The sequence below is a fragment of the Cupriavidus sp. 05T313 genome (genome assembly GCF_056396665.1).
The window spans coordinates 1-18,515 of record NZ_JBFTLX010000135.1; the positions used below are offsets into that span (position 1 = coordinate 1).

12 protein-coding genes are annotated in these 18,515 nt (G+C 67.1%); 6 read left to right on the top strand and 6 right to left on the bottom strand.

The genetic code is table 11. The features are described from left to right. Positions 1 to 282 precede the first annotated feature (282 nt). Positions 283 to 1,281, top strand: a complete 999-nt coding sequence (locus AC1DKD_RS25380; protein WP_441628712.1) for a 2Fe-2S iron-sulfur cluster-binding protein — start codon at positions 283 to 285, stop codon at positions 1,279 to 1,281. Between the two features lie 57 nt (positions 1,282 to 1,338). Continuing rightward, positions 1,339 to 2,037 (top strand): GntR family transcriptional regulator, encoded by a 699-nt coding sequence (locus AC1DKD_RS25385; RefSeq protein ID WP_441628842.1) that lies wholly within the window; start codon positions 1,339 to 1,341, stop codon positions 2,035 to 2,037. Here AC1DKD_RS25385 and AC1DKD_RS25390 read toward each other — a convergent pair. Beyond that, complete coding sequence (locus tag AC1DKD_RS25390) at positions 2,034 to 2,567, bottom strand: DsbA family protein (RefSeq protein WP_441628714.1); 534 nt, start codon at positions 2,565 to 2,567, stop codon at positions 2,034 to 2,036. The genes AC1DKD_RS25385 and AC1DKD_RS25390 overlap by 4 nt on opposite strands. A gap of 106 nt (positions 2,568 to 2,673) precedes the next feature. Then, positions 2,674 to 2,934: a UBP-type zinc finger domain-containing protein gene (locus AC1DKD_RS25395; RefSeq protein ID WP_441628716.1), complete on the bottom strand. Its 261-nt coding sequence runs from the start codon at positions 2,932 to 2,934 to the stop codon at positions 2,674 to 2,676. A gap of 265 nt (positions 2,935 to 3,199) precedes the next feature. On the opposite strand from AC1DKD_RS25395, the gene wrbA reads away from it, so the two are divergent. The 4 genes from wrbA (at position 3,200) to AC1DKD_RS25415 (ending at position 13,963) form a co-directional block, all read left to right on the top strand. Then, entirely contained in the window at positions 3,200 to 3,820 is a 621-nt protein-coding gene (gene wrbA / locus AC1DKD_RS25400) for an NAD(P)H:quinone oxidoreductase (RefSeq protein WP_441628718.1), read from the top strand. 633 nt (positions 3,821 to 4,453) lie between these two features. Further along, positions 4,454 to 4,609, top strand: coding sequence for a DUF3309 family protein (locus AC1DKD_RS25405; RefSeq protein ID WP_441628720.1), 156 nt, complete (start codon positions 4,454 to 4,456; stop codon positions 4,607 to 4,609). A gap of 132 nt (positions 4,610 to 4,741) precedes the next feature. Continuing rightward, positions 4,742 to 13,285 carry a GH36-type glycosyl hydrolase domain-containing protein gene (locus tag AC1DKD_RS25410; protein WP_477143844.1) on the top strand — a complete coding sequence of 2,848 codons (8,544 nt, stop codon included), beginning with the start codon at positions 4,742 to 4,744 and terminating at the stop codon, positions 13,283 to 13,285. Positions 13,286 to 13,447: 162 nt separating this feature from the next. Next, on the top strand, positions 13,448 to 13,963 hold the full coding sequence (locus AC1DKD_RS25415) for a phasin family protein (protein ID WP_045240143.1): 516 nt from the start codon (positions 13,448 to 13,450) through the stop codon (positions 13,961 to 13,963). Between the two features lie 214 nt (positions 13,964 to 14,177). Here the strand turns inward: AC1DKD_RS25415 and AC1DKD_RS25420 are convergent, their stop codons facing one another. The 4 genes from AC1DKD_RS25420 to AC1DKD_RS25435 form a co-directional block, all read right to left on the bottom strand. Beyond that, entirely contained in the window at positions 14,178 to 14,819 is a 642-nt protein-coding gene (locus tag AC1DKD_RS25420; protein ID WP_441628724.1) for a uracil-DNA glycosylase family protein, read from the bottom strand. Between the two features lie 207 nt (positions 14,820 to 15,026). Then, the gene (locus tag AC1DKD_RS25425) at positions 15,027 to 16,100 is read right to left on the bottom strand and encodes a porin (protein WP_276286500.1); all 1,074 of its coding nucleotides are present in this window, start codon (positions 16,098 to 16,100) and stop codon (positions 15,027 to 15,029) included. A 384-nt stretch (positions 16,101 to 16,484) separates the two neighbouring features. Then, complete coding sequence (locus AC1DKD_RS25430; protein ID WP_441628727.1) at positions 16,485 to 17,408, bottom strand: LysR family transcriptional regulator; 924 nt, start codon at positions 17,406 to 17,408, stop codon at positions 16,485 to 16,487. Positions 17,409 to 17,532: 124 nt separating this feature from the next. Continuing rightward, the coding region (locus AC1DKD_RS25435) for a calcium:cation antiporter (RefSeq protein WP_477143845.1) at positions 17,533 to 18,515 on the bottom strand (983 nt) is incomplete at its 5' end.

Sequence of the window (18,515 nt, forward strand, 5' to 3'; positions counted from 1 at the left end):
AGAGGGACCCATGTTTGAGTATCGAGAGGGACCCATGTTTGAGTATCGCCTTAAGGCGATGCGAGTTTGGGTCCCGGCCGCTCTTTTCGCCGGATCCCGAGGGGGTGTCGCCCCATCCGGCGCGCCTTCTTTGCCTACTTTCTTGGCRAGACAAGAAAGTAGGTCGCCCCCCGCAGGGGGGTGAAACCGCCTTTGACTTTAGGTTTTAGATTTTAGGTTTTAGGTTTTAGGTTTTAGGTTTTAGGTTTCAAAGCCCATATCCCCACGCATTCCGAGTCAGCCATGTCCTACCGCATCCATCTCCTCGAATCCCAGCAATCATTCGAAGCCGGCGCCGGCGAAACGGTGCTGGACGGTGCCCTGCGCGCCAACGTGCAGATGGCGCACGACTGCCGCTTCGGCGGCTGCGCCACGTGCCGCGTCAGGCTGGTCGAAGGCGCGGTGGCCTATGACGAGTACCCCATGGGCCTGACCCCGGAAGAAGAGGCCGAAGGCTTTGCGCTGGCATGCCAGGCCCGGCCCACCAGCGACCTGGTGATCAGCACCGCGCGGCCGGGCGAGCCATGCGCCGAACCCGCGCGGCACACCGCCGTGATCCGCAATATCGCGCCGCTCAGCGCCGACGTGGTGCACCTGACGCTGGAACTGCCGCAGGCGGAAACGCTCGACTACCGCCCCGGCCAGTACCTGAAGATCTTCACCGGCGACGGCATCGCGCGCAGCTTCTCGATGGCGTCGGTGCCGAGAGACCGCACGGTGGACCTGCACGTGCGCCGCATTCCCGGCGGCTACTTTACCGAACGCCTGCTGGCCAGCTTGCGCTCGGACGACCGGCTCGACGTGGAGCTGCCTCTGGGCGGCTTCTATTTCCGCAAGGACGACTATCGTCCGCTGGTGATGGTGGCCACCGGCACCGGCCTCGCCCCGATCAAGAGCATCCTTGAATCGCTGATGGACGATCCGGACTGCCCGCCGGTCTCGCTGTACTGGGGCATGCGCACCGCGGCGGATCTCTACATGCACGAGCAGATCCAGGCGTGGGGCGCGCGTCTCTACGATTTCCAGTACGTACCGGTGCTGTCGCGCGCGGACGAGGCATGGAGCGGCCGGCGCGGTCATGTGCAGCACGCCGTCGCCGCCGACCTGCCGGACCTGTCCGAACATGCGATCTACCTGTGCGGCTCGCCGGACATGATCCGCGACGCGCGCGAGACGTTCCTCGCGCTCGGTGCCAGCGGCGCGCATATCTACGCGGACAGCTTCACCTTCCAACGCAGCTGAACCCACGCGCACGTGGCGGGCCAGGCGCTCGCCATGTCGCGCGACCACATGACGAACATGTCCGACCAATCCGGCAGTGTTCCACCCGGCGCCAAGGCGGCGCTTTCCGGCGATAACCTCGGCACGCGCCATTCGCCGCTGTTCGCGCTGGTGACCGACACGCTGCGCCAGCGCATCGTCGGCGGCGCCTACCGCCAGGGCGACCGGCTGGTGGAACACACACTGTCGGCCGAGCTGGGCGTGTCGCGCGTGCCGGTGCGCGAAGCGCTGCGCGCGCTGGCGGCCGAAGGGTTGGTCAGCATCGAGCCGCGCCGCGGCGCCTCGGTGGCTTGCCTGTCGGAGCATGTCGCCAGGGAAATGGTCGAAGTGCGCGCCACCCTGGAGGGCCTCAATGCCAGGCTGGCCGCGCAGCGGCGCGACCCGCGGCTGGTCGCCGAGTTGCAGGAGGTCCTGCGCCAGGGCAGCGCGGCCGCCCGCGAGGACGAGGCCGAGTGCCTGCTCGCGCTCAACTTCCGTTTTCATGAGGTGCTGGGCACCATCGCCGCCAACAGCGTGCTGCAAGACATGATGCGCTCGCTGCGTGAGCGCACCGGGCTGGTATTCGCGCCGGCTCACCACCTGCGCGCCCAGCAGAACTGGGACGAGCACGCGCAGATCCTGAAGGCGGTGATTGCCGGCGATGCCGATCTTGCATCGCTGCTGGCCACGCGGCACGTCTATAGCGCCGCGGAGGCGGCAACGCCCGCCGGCGGCTAGCCAGCCCCCCAGCGGTGCAGCGCTGCGGCGATGGCGTGGTCGAGATGCTCCATGCCGAAGGTCACATCCTGTATCACCCCGTTGACGAAGAAGGCCGGCGTGCCGCGCACATGGCTGGCGATGCCGCTCTGCTGGTGCTCGCGCACACGCTGGAGGTAGGAGTGGGACTTCATGTCGTAGTCATAGCGCTCAAGATCCAGTTCCAGCGCGGCGGCGTACTGCCGCAAGGCCGCGGGCTTGAGTCCGTGATGCCGCTCGAACATTTGCTGGTGCATCGGCCAGAACTTGTGCTGGGCTCCGGCCGCCTCGGCCGCTTCGGCGGCGCCCTCGGCCAGCTGGTGCCAGGCGGTCAGCGGGAAATGGCGGTACACAAAGCACACGCGGTCGTGGTAACGGCTGAGCAGGATCTTCACGCCGCCATAGGCCAGGTGGCAATACTGGCATTCGAAGTCACCGTACTCGACCACGGTGACGTGGGCCGCTGCGCGCCCCAGCACGTGATCGGTCTGGTCAATGGGAGTCGACAGCATGGCATTCTCCTTGCGGGATTGGCGTGTCTGGACTGGCTTGCGGCTTCAGCGGCTTCAGCGCCTTTAGGGGCTTTGGCGGTGTTGCCGGGCATTGGCTGGACGCCCTTCAAGGGATGAACAGCTTGTCGATATAGCACCATCGCCAGGATTCGCCCGGCTCGAACGACTGGATCACCGGATGCTCGGTGGCGAGGAAATGCCGGGTGGCATGCCGGTTGGGGGAATCGTCGCAGCAGCCGACGTGGCCGCAGCACAGGCACAGGCGCAAGTGCACCCATTCGTCGCCGCTGCGCATGCATTCCTCGCAACCGCTTGCGCTCGGTGTGACAGGGTGGCTCAGCGCGAGATGCGGACATGCCGTTGTCATCGCGAATCTCCCTCGTTGACGCGGGCCCGGCAGGCCCGTGCCGCGCGGCACGGGCACATCCCAGGGTATTTCATTGTAGGCGGCGCGGATGCGAAGGGAAGGGTGGCCGCCGTCGCGCGGCGCGCTGTCGTCGCCTAGACTCAAGCAGATGGGCGGCACTGCATACCGTATGTGCGCGCCCCGCGCCGGCGATGATCAGTGCCGGCTACTTCTGTTGCGGACGTCCTCCGGGCGCCTGCCCCTTCCTACACACAGGAGCCTTGTCATGACCTGCAAGATTCAGGTGGTCTTCTACAGCATGTACGGACACGTCTACAAGATGGCCGAAGCCGTGGCGGCAGGCGCGCGCGAAGTTGACGGCGCCGAGGTGGCGCTGCTGCAAGTGCCGGAACTGGTGCCCGACGCCGTGCTGGAAAAGAGTGGGGCGAAGGCCGCCCGCGCGGCCTTCGCCCATGTGCCGATGGCCGTGCCGGAGAAACTGGCCGACGCCGATGCCATCCTGTTCGGCACGCCCACGCGCTTTGGCAATATGTGCGCGCAGATGCGCAACTTTCTCGACCAGACTGGCGGGCTGTGGATGAGCGGCGGGCTGGTTGGCAAGGTCGGGAGTGTCTTTACCAGCACGGCGACCCAGCATGGAGGACAGGAAACCACCATCACCAGCTTCCACACCACGCTGTTGCACCAGGGGATGGTGATCGTGGGCGTGCCGTACACCGAGGCGCGTCTGCTCGACATGAGCCAGATCACCGGCGGTTCGCCTTATGGCGCGTCTACCCTGACCGCGGCCGATGGCTCGCGCCAACCCAGCGAGAACGAATTGGCGATCGCCCGTTACCAGGGACGGCATGTCGCGGGCATTGCCGCGAAACTGATGGCGCGCTAAGCGCGGCTGCCGGAGCCCGGCCCGAACCGGCACTCGTCAGGCGGCGCCAAAGCCACGCGCCCGCGTAGCCGGAATCAGGAAACGTTCCCGCAAAAATATAAGGCGGGCAACAGGGGCAGAGTATGCGAAGATGAAGGCACAGCGGCGCGCCAAATGTGCGCGCCAGGCTGTGTCGGTACCGGGTCCTCAGTCGCGCCCCGCTCCTTTCCGCCAGGGCTCTCGGTTCCAGTGCCTCCCCGAAGCATGCTGCCATCACCTGGGCCCTGGGCTGCCGATGGTTGTCATGCCATTCTCATCGCTGCGTCTCTTCCCGCAACGAATCCGCTGCGGATCCGCAGCGCTGCGTGACCATACACGGCAGGTCATCTTCTTCCCGGACGGTTTCCGGGCGCTGGATTTGATTCCCGCTTGTCACACAGTCCCGGCGGCCCGGCGGCGCCACACTGTCCGCACTGTCCGTCATCGTACCGACAACATACCCAATCAATGGCAGGGTGACGTTAGCGGTCAGGCCCGTGCCAAGTGACGCGAAGTGGCGCGGCTACCTTTGCCTCGGGCTCGAAGATTCCGGCCCCCCTGGCGAGATAGCTGTGGAGGCCTGGCCGAAACGCGGAGTCGGAAAGGGAGCGTTACATGTTAGGAACCGTATTGCTGGTCGTGCTTGTATTGGTCTTGTTCGGCGTCATGCCGACCTGGCCGCATAGCCGTTCCTGGGGCTATATGCCTAGCGGCGTGCTAGGCGTGCTGCTGCTAGTGGTGGTTGTGTTGTTACTTATGGGTCGCTTATAGGCGACAACGTTCTCGTGAGCGCAACAGTCCGCGAAGCGATCGCATGATGGCCGGCAAGCGCGGAGCTTGCCGGCCAGCCGTTTTCAAGGAGGCGAGTCCGTTTCCCGATCCACGTTGACAACCAAGGCGCGCATGTATTCAGCTCTAGGCCGTACGTTCGAGTATTCCCGCTCGCCTTCGCCGTGGGACGACAAGGCACCCGTACGGGAGGAACTGTTCGGCATCGAGCGGCTGGAGCAGCATGCGCAAAGCCTTGCCGCCGCCCAGCCCGTCACGGCAAAGCCGCCGCGTGTCCGGTCCCTGCGCAGCCGCCTCAATGACAATGCCGCGGTCTTGCTGGCGGCCTACCGGGCCGGCGCGGCGGAGCTGGAAAGCGGCAGGGCGGTTGTGCCCGCCGCCGAATGGCTGCTCGACAACTATCACCTGGTGGAGGCGCAGATCCGCGAGATACGCGACGACCTGCCCCCTGGTTACTATCGCCAGTTGCCCAAGCTTGGCGAGGGGCCCTTCGCCGGCTACCCGCGCGTCTTTGGCCTTGCCTGGGCCTTCGTCGCGCATACCGACAGCCATGTCGATCCTGACACCCTGCGGCGGTTCATTACCGCCTACCAGCGCGTGCAGCCCCTGACCATCGGCGAACTGTGGGCGGTGGCCATCACGCTGCGCATTGTCCTGATCGAAAACCTGCGGCGGCTGGCGGAGCAGATCACTGCCGGGCGCATCGCACGCGCGGACGCGGACGCCTTGTCGAAGCGGCTTCTCAAATCGGGTTGCGCCCGCTCGGCGCTCGATACGGATATCGCCTCGCGCCCGTTGGCGCCTTTGTCGGAACTGTTCGCCGCGCAACTGGCCAAGCGGCTCAGGGACCAGGACCCCCGAACCACGCCAACGCTCGGCTGGCTGGAGGAGCGGCTCGGGCTGCAGGGCGCATCGATCAACGACGTGGTGCGGCACGCCCAGCAGCGCCAGGGCGCATCGAACGTCACCGTGCGCAATGTCATCACCAGCATGCGCTTGATTTCCGACATCGACTGGGCTGAGCTGTTTGAGAGCGTGAGCCTGGTCGACGAGCGGTTGCGCGTGGGCAGCGGCTATGCCGCGATGGATTTCGCCACCCGCAATCTGTACCGCAGCGCCATCGAGCAACTCGCCCGGGGCTCGCCGGCTTCGGAGCTCGAGATCGCCGATCTTGCGCTGGCCACCGCGCGCGCCGCGTCCGCCGGCAGCGCAGATGTGGCACAGGCGGAGCGCATCGGGGATCCGGGATATCACCTGATCGCCGAGGGCAGGCGTGCCTTCGAGGCGTTGATCGGATTCCGTCCCCCTGCACGGCTGCGGTTTAGCCGTATCAATATCGCGCTTGGGATCGGCGGCTATGCGGGCGCGATCCTGCTCGTCACCATCGGCTTGCTCACCGCTTCGCTCTGGTTGCTCGCCGCGGTGGCGGTTCCCGCGCTCTCCGGCGGCTGGCTTGCGCTGGTGGGCCTGCTAGGCCTTGTGCCAGCCAGCGAGGTGGCGACGGCACTGGTCAATCGCGGGATCGGCTGGACCTTTGGGGCATCCATCCTGCCGGGGCTTGAACTGACCGAAGGCGTGCCGAGTTCGCTGCGCACGCTGGTGGCGGTCCCCACGCTGTTGTCGAGCGAAGCCAGCCTGCGCGAGCAGATCGAGCGTCTTGAAGTCCACCACCTCGCCGGCGCCGGCGGCGACCTGACCTTCGCGCTGCTGACCGATGGGACCGATGCCGACGACGAGACCATGCCGGGCGACGCCGCGCTGCTGGCCGTGGCCGTCGAGGCGATCGGCGAGCTGAATCGCCGCTACTGGCCTGGCCCCGCCGGCAACCGCTTCCTGCTGCTGCACCGGCGCCGCGTCTTCAACGCGGGTGAAGGCGTGTGGATGGGCTGGGAGCGCAAGCGCGGCAAGCTCCATGAACTCAACCGGCTGCTGCGCGGCGCCACGGACACGAGCTTTGTCCCCCTTGACGGCCAGCCGCCCCAGGTACCGCCCGGCGTGCGCTACGTGATCACCCTCGATGCCGACACGCGCCTGCCGCGCGACGCGGCGCTCCGGCTGATCGGCAAGATGGCCCACCCGCTGAACCGGCCACGGTTTGACGAACAGCTGCAGCGCGTCACCGGCGGCTACGCCATCCTGCAGCCGCGCGTCACGCCTTCGCTGCCGGTTGGCAGCGAAGGTTCGCTGTACCAGCGCATATTCTCGGCACCGGGCGGCATCGATCCTTATGCGGCAGCCGCATCGGACGTCTACCAGGACATCTTCGGAGAAGGTTCGTACACCGGCAAGGGCATCTATGATGTCGACGCCTTCGAGGCCGCGCTGCGCGGCCGCGTTCCGGAGAATGCGGTGCTCAGCCATGATCTTTTCGAAGGCACGTTCGCCCGGGCCGGCCTGGCCTCGGATATCGAAGTCATCGAGGATTTCCCTGCGCGCTATGACGTCGCGGCCAAGCGCCAGCATCGCTGGACGCGCGGTGACTGGCAACTTGTCGACTGGATTTTCCGCGGCCGCGCGGGCAGCGCGGCGGTACCGATGCTGGGCCGCTGGAAGATGCTGGATAACCTGCGGCGCTCGCTGCTCGCGCCTTCGCTGCTGCTGGGCTTTGCCGCGTGCTGGCTGCTGCCGCCGGGCGCCGCCTTGCGCGGCACGCTGCTCTTGCTTGCGGCCATGGTCATTCCTGTTTTCTTTCCCGGTATGTTTTCCGTGATTCCCCACCGCGCCGGCATCCGGCTGCGCAATCACGTCGGGATGCTGGCCGGCGACCTGCGCGGCGCCGCCACGCAGGTCCTGCTGACGCTCGCGTTCCTGCCCGACGTGGCCTGGCGGATGGCCGATGCCATCGCCAGGACGGCGGCGCGGCTGCGATTCACGCGCCGCCACCTGCTGGAATGGACCACGGCCGCCCAGTCGATGACCAGTCCACGGCTCGACCTGGGCGGCTCTTACCGGCAGATGGCGGGCGGGGTATCGCTGACGCTGGCGGCGATGGCCGGCACGCTTGGCTTCGCCCCCGTTTCCTGGCCGCTTGTGCTTCCCCTTGGATTGCTCTGGCTGACGGCGCCGGTGCTTGCGCTGTGGGCAAGCCGGGCGCCGAAGGTCGGCAGGCGGCTGGTAGTGTCGGACACGGACGCGCGCGAGCTGCGCCTGACCGCGCGCCGCACCTGGCGCTACTTCGAGACCATGGTGACGCCGGCGGACAATATGCTTCCGCCCGACAATTTCCAGGAGCAGCCAAGACCGGTCGTCGCGCACCGGACCTCCCCCACCAATATCGGCCTGTACCTGCTCTCCGCCATTGCCGCGCGCGACTTTGGCTGGAGTRGAACGGCGGCGACGGTCGAGCGGCTGGAAGCGGCGTTCTCCGCCATGCGCAAGCTGCCGCGTTCCCATGGCCATTTCTACAACTGGTACGGGACGCTGGATCTGCGCGCGCTGACGCCTGCCTATGTCTCATCGGTGGACAGCGGCAACCTGGCCGGCCACCTGATCGCGCTGGCCAACGCCTGCGAAGAATGGACCGATGGCGCGGCGGCGCCGGAGTTCCGGCTTGGCATGATGGACACCGTCAGGCTGGCGCGCGAGGCCATAGCCGGACTGGCCATAGCCGGCAGCGAGCGCGCCGGCAAACTCAATGAACTGCTTGAGCAGGTCGAAACCCAGCTCGATGGCACGCAGGCCATGGCCATGCTGATGCCCGCGCTCAAGCGGCTCACCGAGAAATGCGCGGGCATCGCCCACGACATCCTGCCCGCGACGGGCGATGACAGCCTCGCCGACCTGGCGTTCTGGATGGAGGCCCTGCGCAAGACCGTGGCCGAACATGAGCAAGACCGGGTACAGCGGATCGACGCGCCGGACTTGCTCCGCACGCGCCTGAACGCGCTGGCCGGGCTGGCGCGCGAGATGGCGCTGGGGATGGACTTCGCGTTTCTCATCGACGAGGAGCGCAAGCTGCTGTCGATCGGCTATTCGCAGGACGAAAACCGCCTCGACGTCAGTTGCTATGACCTGCTGGCGTCGGAAGCGCGGCTCGCCAGCCTGTTTGCCATCGCCAAGGGCGATGTGTCCACGCGCCACTGGTTCCGACTTGGCCGGACCGCCACGCCGCTGGGCAATGGATCGGCATTGATTTCCTGGTCCGGGTCCATGTTCGAGTACCTGATGCCCTCGCTGATCATGCGCGCGCCGGCAGGCAGCCTGCTCGAGCAGACCAACCGGCTGGTGGTGGAACGCCAGCAGGCCTACGGCCGCTCGCTGGGCGTGCCGTGGGGCGTGTCCGAATCGGCATACAACGCCCGCGATATGGAGTTTACGTACCAGTACTCCAACTTCGGCGTGCCGGGGCTGGGCCTGAAGCGCGGGCTTTCCGACAACGTCGTGATCGCTCCGTATGCGACCGGTCTCGCGACCATGGTGGACCCGCAGGGCGCGCAGCAGAACTACGCCCGTCTCGCGCAGATCGGGGCAAAAGGACGTTACGGCTTCTACGAGGCCCTGGATTTCACCCGCTCCCGGCTGCCGGAAGACGAGGAGTTCGCCATCATCCGCAGCTACATGGCCCATCACCAGGGCATGACCATCGTCGCCATCGCCAATAGCCTGCACGGCGGGCAGATGCGGGAGCGCTTCCATCGCGAGCCGATGATCCAGGCCACCGAACTGCTGTTGCAGGAGCGCATACCGCGCAATGTCGCCATTGCGCATCCACGCGCCGAAGAGGTAAAGGCTTCCGCGGTGGAGGCCGGCAACGAAGATGCCACGGTGCGCAGGGTCTCGGGGGCGCCGGCCGGCGCGCCGGTCACGCATCTGCTGTCGAACGGGCGCTACGCGGTGATGCTGACCGCGGCCGGCGCGGGCTACAGCCGCTGGCGCGATCTTGCCGTGACGCGCTGGCGCGAGGACGCAACCCGCGATGACGCTGGCAGCTTTATCTTCCTGCGCGATACGCAGAGCCGCAGCGTCTGGCCGGCCGGCGCGCAATTCGCCGGCGGTGACGCTGAAGAGAGCGGGCAGGGCAGTGAAGTGGTCTTCGCGGAAGATCACGCGGAGTTCATCCGGCGGGATGGCAGCCTGACCACCACGCTCTCCATCCTGGTCTCCGGAGAGGACGACGGGGAAGTCCGGCGTGTCTCGCTGGCAAACAGCGGGCGCCGTGCGCGCGAGATCGAGCTGACTTCCTATGCGGAACTGGTCCTGGCTGTGCAGGCCGCCGACGTCGCGCATCCGGCCTTTTCCAAGCTGTTTGTCCAGACCGAATACCTGGCCGAGTTCGGTGCGCTCGTTGCCACGCGCCGTCCGCGCTCACCCGCGGAGCCCGAGATCTGGGCCGCGCATTTCACGGTGGTCGAAGGCGAGGTGGTTGCGGATCCCCAGTACGAGACCGACCGGGCGAATTTCCTCGGACAGGGGCGTGCTGGCAGGATCGCCGATGGCATCCGGGATGGCGACCCCCTCTCGGACACGGTCGGCACGGTGCTCGACGCGATCTTCTCGCTCCGGCAGCGCGTGCGCGTCGCGCCGGGCCGGGTTGCCCGGATTGCCTTCTGGACGCTGGTGGCGCCGTCGCGCGCCGCACTGCTGGACCTGATCGACAAGCATCATGACCGCAGCGCGTTCGAGCGGGCCAAGACCCTGGCCTGGACCCAGGCCCAGGTCCAGTTGCGCCATCTCGACGTCAAGGCGGACGAGGCGGCGGATTTCCAGCGCCTGGCGGCGCCGATCCTCTATGCCGATTCCCGTTTCCGCGTTCCGTCGGAGGCGATTGCGCAAGGGGCGGGGCCGCAGTCCGGGCTCTGGCCGCATGCCATCTCCGGCGACCTGCCGATCGTTCTGTTGCGCATCGACGAGATCGACGATATGGCGCAGGTTCGCCAGCTGCTGCGCGCACACGAGTACTGGCGCATGAAGCGGCTGGCCGTCGACCTGGTCATCGTCAATGAACGTGCCTCTTCCTATATCCAGGACCTGCAGATCGCCATCGAGACGGCGGTGCGTAGCAGCCAGTCGCGGCCACGCTTCGGTGACGAACTGGCGCAAGGCTCGGTCTATACGCTGCGCGCGGACCTGATGCGCGTCGAGGCGCGGGCCTTGCTCCTGTCGGTCGCCCGCGTCGTGCTGGCCGCACGCCGGGGCTCCATCGCCGAGCAGCTAGCCCACTTGCCGCAGCCGCCGCAGCGCGCCGCTCCCGCGCGCGGCCAGGCTCCGCGTCCGTCGCCAATGCCGCCGCGGGCCGCGCCGGACCTTGAGTTCTTCAACGGGCTTGGCGGCTTCGACAAGGACGGGCGCGAGTATGTCATCGTGCTCGATGGCGCGGCCTCGACACCCGCGCCGTGGATCAATGTGGTCGCCAATCCCGGCTTTGGCTTCCAGGCCTCGGCGCAGGGCAGCGGCTACACCTGGGCGGAGAACAGCCGCGAGAACCAGCTCACGCCCTGGTCCAACGACCCGGTGCTGGATCCGGCCGGCGAGGCGATCTACGTCCGCGACGAAGACAGCCTCCAGGTCTGGAGCCCGACCGCGCGGCCTATCCGCGACGGCGGCGCCTACACGGCCCGCCATGGACATGGCTACAGCCGCTTTGCGCACCAGGCCAACGGCATTGCGCTTGACCTGCTGCAGTTCGTGCCGCTCGAAGACCCGGTCAAGATCTCACGCCTGACCTTGAGCAACCTGTCCGCCGGGCGCCGCCGGCTTTCCGTCACCGCTTACGTGGAGTGGGTGCTTGGTACCGCCCGCGGCGCCTCGGGCCCGTTCATCGTGACCGGGATCGACGAAGCCACCCATGCGTTGCTGGCGCGCAATCCCTGGAGCACCGCCTTCTCCGGCCGCGTCGCCTTTGCCGATCTCAGCGGCAGGCAGACGGCCTGGACCGCCGACCGCACCGAGTTCCTGGGCCGCAACGGCGGCACCGAAGCGCCCGCGGCGCTGCTTGGCGCCACGCCATTGTCCGGGGCGGTGGGCGCGGGCTACGACCCCTGCGCGGCCTTGCAGTGCTTCGTGGAGCTCGCTCCGGGCGAGACGCTCGAAGTCGTTGCCTTGCTCGGAGAGTGCGCCTCCGTCGCTGAGGCGAGGGCACTGGTGCTGCGCTATCGCGCCGCCGATCTCGACGCGGTGCTCGATGCCGTGACGGGACACTGGGACACACTGCTTGGCGCGGTCCAGGTCAGGACGCCGGACCGCGCGATGGACATCATGCTCAATGGCTGGCTGCTGTACCAGACCCTTGCCTGCCGCATCTGGGCGCGCTCGGCGTTCTATCAGGCGAGCGGCGCCTATGGCTTTCGCGATCAGCTGCAGGACAACATGGCGCTCACCTTTGCCAGGCCGGCGGCCACGCGACAGCATCTGCTGCGGGCAGCGGCGAGGCAGTTTGCCGAGGGCGACGTCCAGCACTGGTGGCTGGCGCATACCGGGCAGGGCGTGCGTACCCGGATTACCGACGATTGCGTCTGGCTGGCTTTCGCCACGGCGACCTACATTTCCTGCTCGGGCGATGCGGCGGTGCTGGATGAGCCGGTGCCTTTCCTCGACGGGCCGGCACTTGGCGCCGACGAACATGACACCTTCTTCCAGCCAATGACCGCGCAGGATTCGGCCTCGCTGTTCGAGCACTGCGCCCGAGGCATCGAGCGATGCCTTGCCTTGACCGGGGAACACGGCCTGCCGCTGATCGGCGGCGGCGACTGGAACGATGGCATGAACCGGGTCGGGGCCGGCGGCAAGGGCGAGAGCGTCTGGCTTGGCTGGCTGCTGGCACGCACCCTCGCGCTCTTTGCGCCGCTGGCCGATACACGTGATGCCGCTCGCGCCGCAAGCTGGCGCGCACACGCGGCAGCGCTGGGCGAGGCGCTGGAGCGCCATGGCTGGGACGGCGGCTGGTATCGCCGCGCCACCTTCGACGACGGCACCTGGCTGGGCTCGAAGGCAAGCGCGGCTTGCCGGATCGACGCCCTTACCCAGTCGTGGGCCGTGCTGTCGGGCGTGGGCGATCCCGCGCGCGCGGCGACGGCCATGGCGTCGATGGCGCAATACCTGGTGCGCCGCGATGAGGGGCTGGCGTTGCTGTTCTCGCCGCCATTCGAGGGCGCGTCGCCCGATCCCGGCTACATCGCAGCCTATCCGCCCGGCGTGCGTGAGAACGGCGGGCAGTACAGTCATGCCGCGATGTGGTCGGTTCTCGCCTTCGCCAGGCTGGGCGAAGGCGCAAAAGCCGTCGAACTGTTCTCCATGCTCAACCCGATCCACCACGCAAGCACGCCCGCTGGCGTCGAGCGCTACAAGGTCGAACCCTATGTGGTCGCGGCCGACGTCTATTCCGTCGCACCCCACACCGGACGCGGCGGATGGACCTGGTACACCGGCGCGGCCGGATGGATGTATCGCGCCGGGGTGGAGGGCATCCTGGGTATTCGCCGCGAAGGGGCCTGGCTGGTCGTCCAGCCGAGCATTCCGGCGGCGTGGCCGGGGTTTGACGCTGCCATCAGCCTGGGTGCCTGCCACTACGAAATCCGCGTGGAGACGCTCGCGCCCGGTGCTGGCGGCGGGCATGCGGTCCTTGACGGGCTGGCGATCCGCTGTGGCGAAGGCACGGTGCGCGTGCCGCTGGATGACGGCAGGCACAGGCTCCTGCTATGCATCCGGCCGGCGGTGGAGTAGGGCGCATACGTGGCATATCGCGCGGCCGGAAACGTCTTTTTGAATTCGCTTGACTCCTGGTCCAATGAGCCTATGATGTGTCCAATTGCTGCAACGCAGCAAAGGTGATGCCGCCCACGGAAAACTCTTCGAAAGCGTTGGATCATCCTCAGGAGTTATTACATGGCACAACCCTCGCAAGCCCAATCCCAAGCCCAGGCCCAAGCTCAGTTCTTCGGTTTCCAGCAAGCTAACCTGGACCTGTTTGTCGCGCTGGTCGGTCCCCTGGCCCGCGGCGCCGAAAAAATCACCGAATTGAACATGCAGGCGGCCAAGGCAAGCCTGGCGGACGGCGCGGAATACGTGCGCGAAGCCAGTCAGCAATCCGTTGGCGGCGTGTCTGGCTTCAAGCCGGAACTGACCAATGCGTTTGGCCAGAAGTTGAGCGCCTACGCCGGGCACATGAACGAAATCATCACCGCCACCGGCACCGAGTTCGCCCAGGTAGCCCAGCGCCAGATGAGCGCCTACGTTGCGCAGACCCAGGAAGCACTGGCATCGCTTGGCCAGAATTTCATGTCGAACACGAACGGTTCGTTCCCTGGCGCCGGTGCTCAGGGTTGGGTCGCAGCCTACGAGACGGCACTCAAGCCGATGCGCGAGGCCATGGAATCCGTCACCGCTTCGGCTACGAAGTAAGGCGGCGCGCCGGGCACTGCCCGGCCGCTGCGCGGTACAAGGCTGTTGCTGGAAGAATCTGCGCCCGAGTGGCGCATTTTTTTTGGTTCATCGCCGAACTGCGTGAGCGCCAGGAATTAAGAAGGGCCAGACAGCTACCGATGTCAGGGTGTCGTGTTCTTCGCGGCATCGGCAGTGGGGGGAGTCGCATCTGGAGGACGCCTGAGAACCCAGGCTAGTCGCGCCGACACGCCAGGACGGTGGCAACCTGCTGGCGCAGTACCGGCAGCAACTCCCTGGCGAACCAGTCATTGCGCTTGAACCACCCCTGGTTGCGTGGTGACGGGTGCGGCAACGGCAGATAGCGCGGCCCATGCGCGGCAAAGCCCGCCACCGTCGGCGTCACGCCACCGCGCGCAGCGGCGCCAAGAAACCGCCGCTGCGCATATTGCCCGACCAGCAGTGTCAGTTCAATATCCGGCAGGCACGCCAGCAACGCGTCCATCCACAGCGGTGCGCACTCCTTGCGCGGCGGCAGGTCGCCGCTGGCGCCGCGGCCCGGATAGCACAGGCCCATCGGGATGATGGCGATGCGCGCGGGATCGTAGAAAACTTCCTTATCAATCCCCATCCACTCGCGCAGGCGGTCGCCGCTGGGATCGTCCCAGGGGATGCCGCTGGCATGCACGCGCGTGCCGGGCGCCTGGCCGACGATCAGGATGCGGGCCGGGGTGGCGGCTTGTACTACGGGGCGGGGGCCAAGCGGCAAGTGCGCTTCGCAGCTGCGGCAGGCGCGCACGCGCGCCAGCAGGGCATCGAGGTCCGGCAGGCTGGCGGCTTGCGGAACCATTGCGTGGATGTGGGAAAGGGGCTTCATGCTTTGCTACGGCCCATTACGGGGGGACGCCAGACCATAGCATAGCGCGCGCTGCGATCGGCCATCTGCCTTCGCGCCTGGAAAGAGGCATGCCGGATGGCGTCCGGCAAGCGCGCAGTGGCGTTCGTCGCTATGAAAGGAAACGGCCGGTCAGCAATGACCGGCCGTCATGTATGCGCACGCACGCGCCGTGCGCCTTGCGCCGGATCAGAACCGGTGCCGCACACCCACCCCAAAGCTGTCGGCATGCGACTGGTCGCTCAGCTTGTCGTAGAAGTAGGCAGCATAGACATCGGTGCGCTTGGACAGGTTGTAGTCGTAAGCCAGCCCAACCGTATTGCGCTTGAAGTCCGCGACATCGTTCCTGGTCTTGTCGTAGGCGTACGAGACCAGCACGTTGCCGTTGCCCAGCGGCACCGAGGCGCCGACCTGGCCGTTGGTGTGCTTGATGTCGCCGGTGGCGTTGTTGACGCTGCTCTTGATGTACTGGCCCTGTGCGAACAGCTTGACCACCTTGAAGTCGTAGCTCACGCCCACCTGCACGGCGTTCTGCTTGTCGAACCCGGACAGTGCCGCGGGCGAGGTCACGTCGCCCGGCACGCTGTTGAACTTGACCTGCTGGAAGGCCACCGTGGCGCCGAAGTTGCCGTTGAAGTAGAGCACATTGCCGCCCCACTTGTTCTTGCCGACGCTACCCGCCTGCTCGCCGAAGGCGTAGATGGCATTGGCGGTGAGGCCGCCGAAGTTCGGCGTGGAGTACACCAGCGAGTTGCTCCAGCCCGAGTCGCCGATGATGCCCGGGTCGTACACGCGGCCGTTGCTGGCCGAGAAGTACGTATGGAAGATCGCCGGCGAGAACACATAGGAGTCGACCAGCGGGTTGAAGAGGATGGTCGAGAGGAAGTAGGGCGTGGTATTACGCCCCATCTTGACCGTGCCCAGCGTGGCGCTCTGCAGGCCGACGTAAGCATTGCGGGTGAACAGCGCATCGCCGTCGAAGCGGCCCTGCTTGCCGGTGTCTGGGCGCAGGAAGCCGTTGAGGTCGAAGATCGCCTTGAGGCCGGTGCCGAGATCCTCGGTACCCTTGATGCCCCAGTACGAGGTTTGCATGCCGCCGCTGTTGACGCCCCAGGCGCGGTCCGCGCCGCCTGCCTTGGTGGCGCCCACGTAGGCGTCAACCATCCCGTAAAGCGTGACGCTGGATTGCGCCATCGCATGGCCGCAGAGCAAGGCTGCGGCCATGACCGCCAGTTTCATGACCGGCTTGAACTTGTGTTGCATAAAGACCTCCATGGTTGACCCCGTTCTCTTTCGTTGCTGGCTCTGTCGAATTCTCCGGGCACGACAACGCCCCCGCGGGGACAGGCCCCGGCTATTTAAAAAGTGCGTGATCTGGAAATGGCTGGCGCGGGAATGCGCCGGTGGCTAACGGCGCTGGCTCATGCTTGTTGCGGGATTCTCATCTTGCTGTGGTTGCTGTCGTTGCTTTCGTAGGTGTCCGGGCCGGGCCGGTGGCGCCTGGCTTGACTGCATTGAATGTGCGATGGATGCAGTTTGCGGCAATTCGATTGCATGCAACCAGCACTTATTTCTTCTCATGGCGCACGCAAATTGTGTGCACTCGCCGGCGCGCGTGGCGGGCCGCGGCGCCGGTCAGGCCGCACATCAGGCCGCCTCGGCCAACGGCTGGTGCAGGCCCGTCAGCGCTGCCTTCAGGTGCTCGGCAAAAGCCGCCGCCGGCGGGGGCAGGTTGCGGCCCTTGCGGGCACCCAGCACCAGCCGGCCGCCGCACAGTTCGGGGTCGGACAGCGGCACGGCGACCAGCGTGCCCTGGCGCGCCTCGCGCAGCGTGCCGGCCTGGAACTGGAAGCAGATCGCGCCGGTCTGGCGCGCAAAGCTCATCAGCATCTCCACAGTGGTCGCCTCCAGCATGACCCGTAGCGACAGCCGGTTGCGCGCGCAGATCGCCTCGATCAGCCGCCGGCTGCCGAAGCTCTCGGGCCCGAGCGCGACCGGATAGGGCTGGCAGTCGGACAGCCGCAGCGAGCGCCGGCCAGCCAGCGGATGGTCCGGGCGCATCATTGCGCAGAAGGGTTGCGCGGATACCGTCAGTTCATGCAGGAAGGCGGTGGGAGGGGGATCGTGCGCCAGCAGCAGGTCGGCCTCGTCCTCCCTGAGCGCGGCCAGCAGGTCGCCGGTGTTGCCCACCGACACGCGAAACTGGACGCCGCGATAGGTGGACTGGTAGTGGCCGATGACACCGGGCAGGAAATCCGTAGCGACTGACTCGACCGTCGCAATGCGCACCATGCCGCGCACGAGCCCGCGCAGCTGCTCCATCTGCGCGGCGGCGGAGTCCAGGTCGGCCAGGCTGCGGCGCACGGTGGCGATCAGCACTTCGCCGGCGGCGGTCAGCCGCACCCCGCGCGGCAGGCGCTCGAACAGCGGGGTGCCGACCTGTTGCTCCACCTCCAGGATTTTCCGGTTCAGCGCGGTGGAGGCGACGTGGAGCTGCTCGGCGGCCTTGCGGATCGAGCCGTGGCGGGCCACGGCATCCAGGTAGAGATAGAGGCGAGGGGGGTGGAGCATGGTGATTGCGCTCGGGCGCTAGTGAGATCGATCCGCTCTCACTAGCAAGGATCGTGCGCAGRCGGGACGGCTCGCTTCGCGTCGCGAGGCAGGTGGCCCGCTGGCGGGCCACAGTCAGCGGCGCTCAGGGCACGACGGACAGGAACAGGTAGGCCGCCAGGATGACCAGGTGCACTACGCCTTGCAGCATGGTGGTGCGGCCGGAATGCAGCGTGAGCGTGCTGACCAGTAAGGTCAGCGCGAGCAGCACGGTTTCGGTCGTGCCCAGGCCCAGCATCAGCGGCTTGCCGACCACGATGAAAACCATGGCCACGGTCGGGATGGTCAGTCCGATGCTGGCCAGCGCGGAGCCCAGCGCCAGGTTCATGCTGGTCTGCAACCGGTCGGCGCGCGCGGCGCGCAAGGCGGCCAGGCCTTCCGGCAACAGCACCAGCGCGGCAATCACGATGCCGACCACGGCCGGCGGCGCGCCGGCGCTGGCCACCGCGGCTTCCACCGTGGGCGAGAGCAGCTTGGCCAGGCCGACCACCGCCACCAGGCAAACCAGCAGCATGCCGCCGCTGGCAAGCGCGATCTTCGCGGGCGGCGGCGGCGCGTGCACGCTCTCGTCCGAGGTGCCGTCGACAAGGAAGTAGTCCCGATGGCGCACCGTCTGCACGAACACAAAGCTGCCGTAGAGGACCAGCGAGGCGATGCCCGCGAAGGCCAGTTGCGACTGCGACAGCATGGGTCCGGGGATGGCGCTGGTGTAGTTCGGCAGCACCATCGTGAGCACCGCCAGCGCGGCCAGCACCGCCAGCGCGGCGGTGGCGCCCGGTGCCTGGAAAGCCTGTTCGCGATGGCGCAGCCCGCCGACCAGAAGACAGATCCCCACGATGCCGTTGCATACCAGCATGGCCGCGGCGAACACGGTATCGCGCGCCAGCCCGGCTTTTTCGGGGCCGGAGGACAGCATCACCGAGACGATCAGCGCCACCTCGATCACGGTCACCGCAATCGCCAGCACCAGCGTGCCGAACGGCTCGCCCACTTTGTGCGCTACCACCTCGGCATGGTGGACGGCCGCGAATACCGAGCCCGCGAGGGCCAGGCCGGCCAGCACCAGCA

Excerpts from the sequence above, each read along its gene's own strand:
- AC1DKD_RS25390 (WP_441628714.1), bottom strand. The coding sequence starts at position 2,567 with ATGCTGTCGACTCCCATTGACCAGACCGATCACGTGCTGGGGCGCGCA.
- AC1DKD_RS25380 (WP_441628712.1), top strand. The coding sequence starts at position 283 with ATGTCCTACCGCATCCATCTCCTCGAATCCCAGCAATCATTCGAAGCC.
- AC1DKD_RS25425 (WP_276286500.1), bottom strand. The coding sequence starts at position 16,100 with ATGCAACACAAGTTCAAGCCGGTCATGAAACTGGCGGTCATGGCCGCA.
- AC1DKD_RS25415 (WP_045240143.1), top strand. The coding sequence starts at position 13,448 with ATGGCACAACCCTCGCAAGCCCAATCCCAAGCCCAGGCCCAAGCTCAG.
- AC1DKD_RS25385 (WP_441628842.1), top strand. The coding sequence starts at position 1,339 with ATGTCCGACCAATCCGGCAGTGTTCCACCCGGCGCCAAGGCGGCGCTT.
- AC1DKD_RS25430 (WP_441628727.1), bottom strand. The coding sequence starts at position 17,408 with ATGCTCCACCCCCCTCGCCTCTATCTCTACCTGGATGCCGTGGCCCGC.
- AC1DKD_RS25405 (WP_441628720.1), top strand. The coding sequence starts at position 4,454 with ATGTTAGGAACCGTATTGCTGGTCGTGCTTGTATTGGTCTTGTTCGGC.
- wrbA (WP_441628718.1), top strand. The coding sequence starts at position 3,200 with ATGACCTGCAAGATTCAGGTGGTCTTCTACAGCATGTACGGACACGTC.
- AC1DKD_RS25420 (WP_441628724.1), bottom strand. The coding sequence starts at position 14,819 with ATGAAGCCCCTTTCCCACATCCACGCAATGGTTCCGCAAGCCGCCAGC.
- AC1DKD_RS25395 (WP_441628716.1), bottom strand. The coding sequence starts at position 2,934 with ATGACAACGGCATGTCCGCATCTCGCGCTGAGCCACCCTGTCACACCG.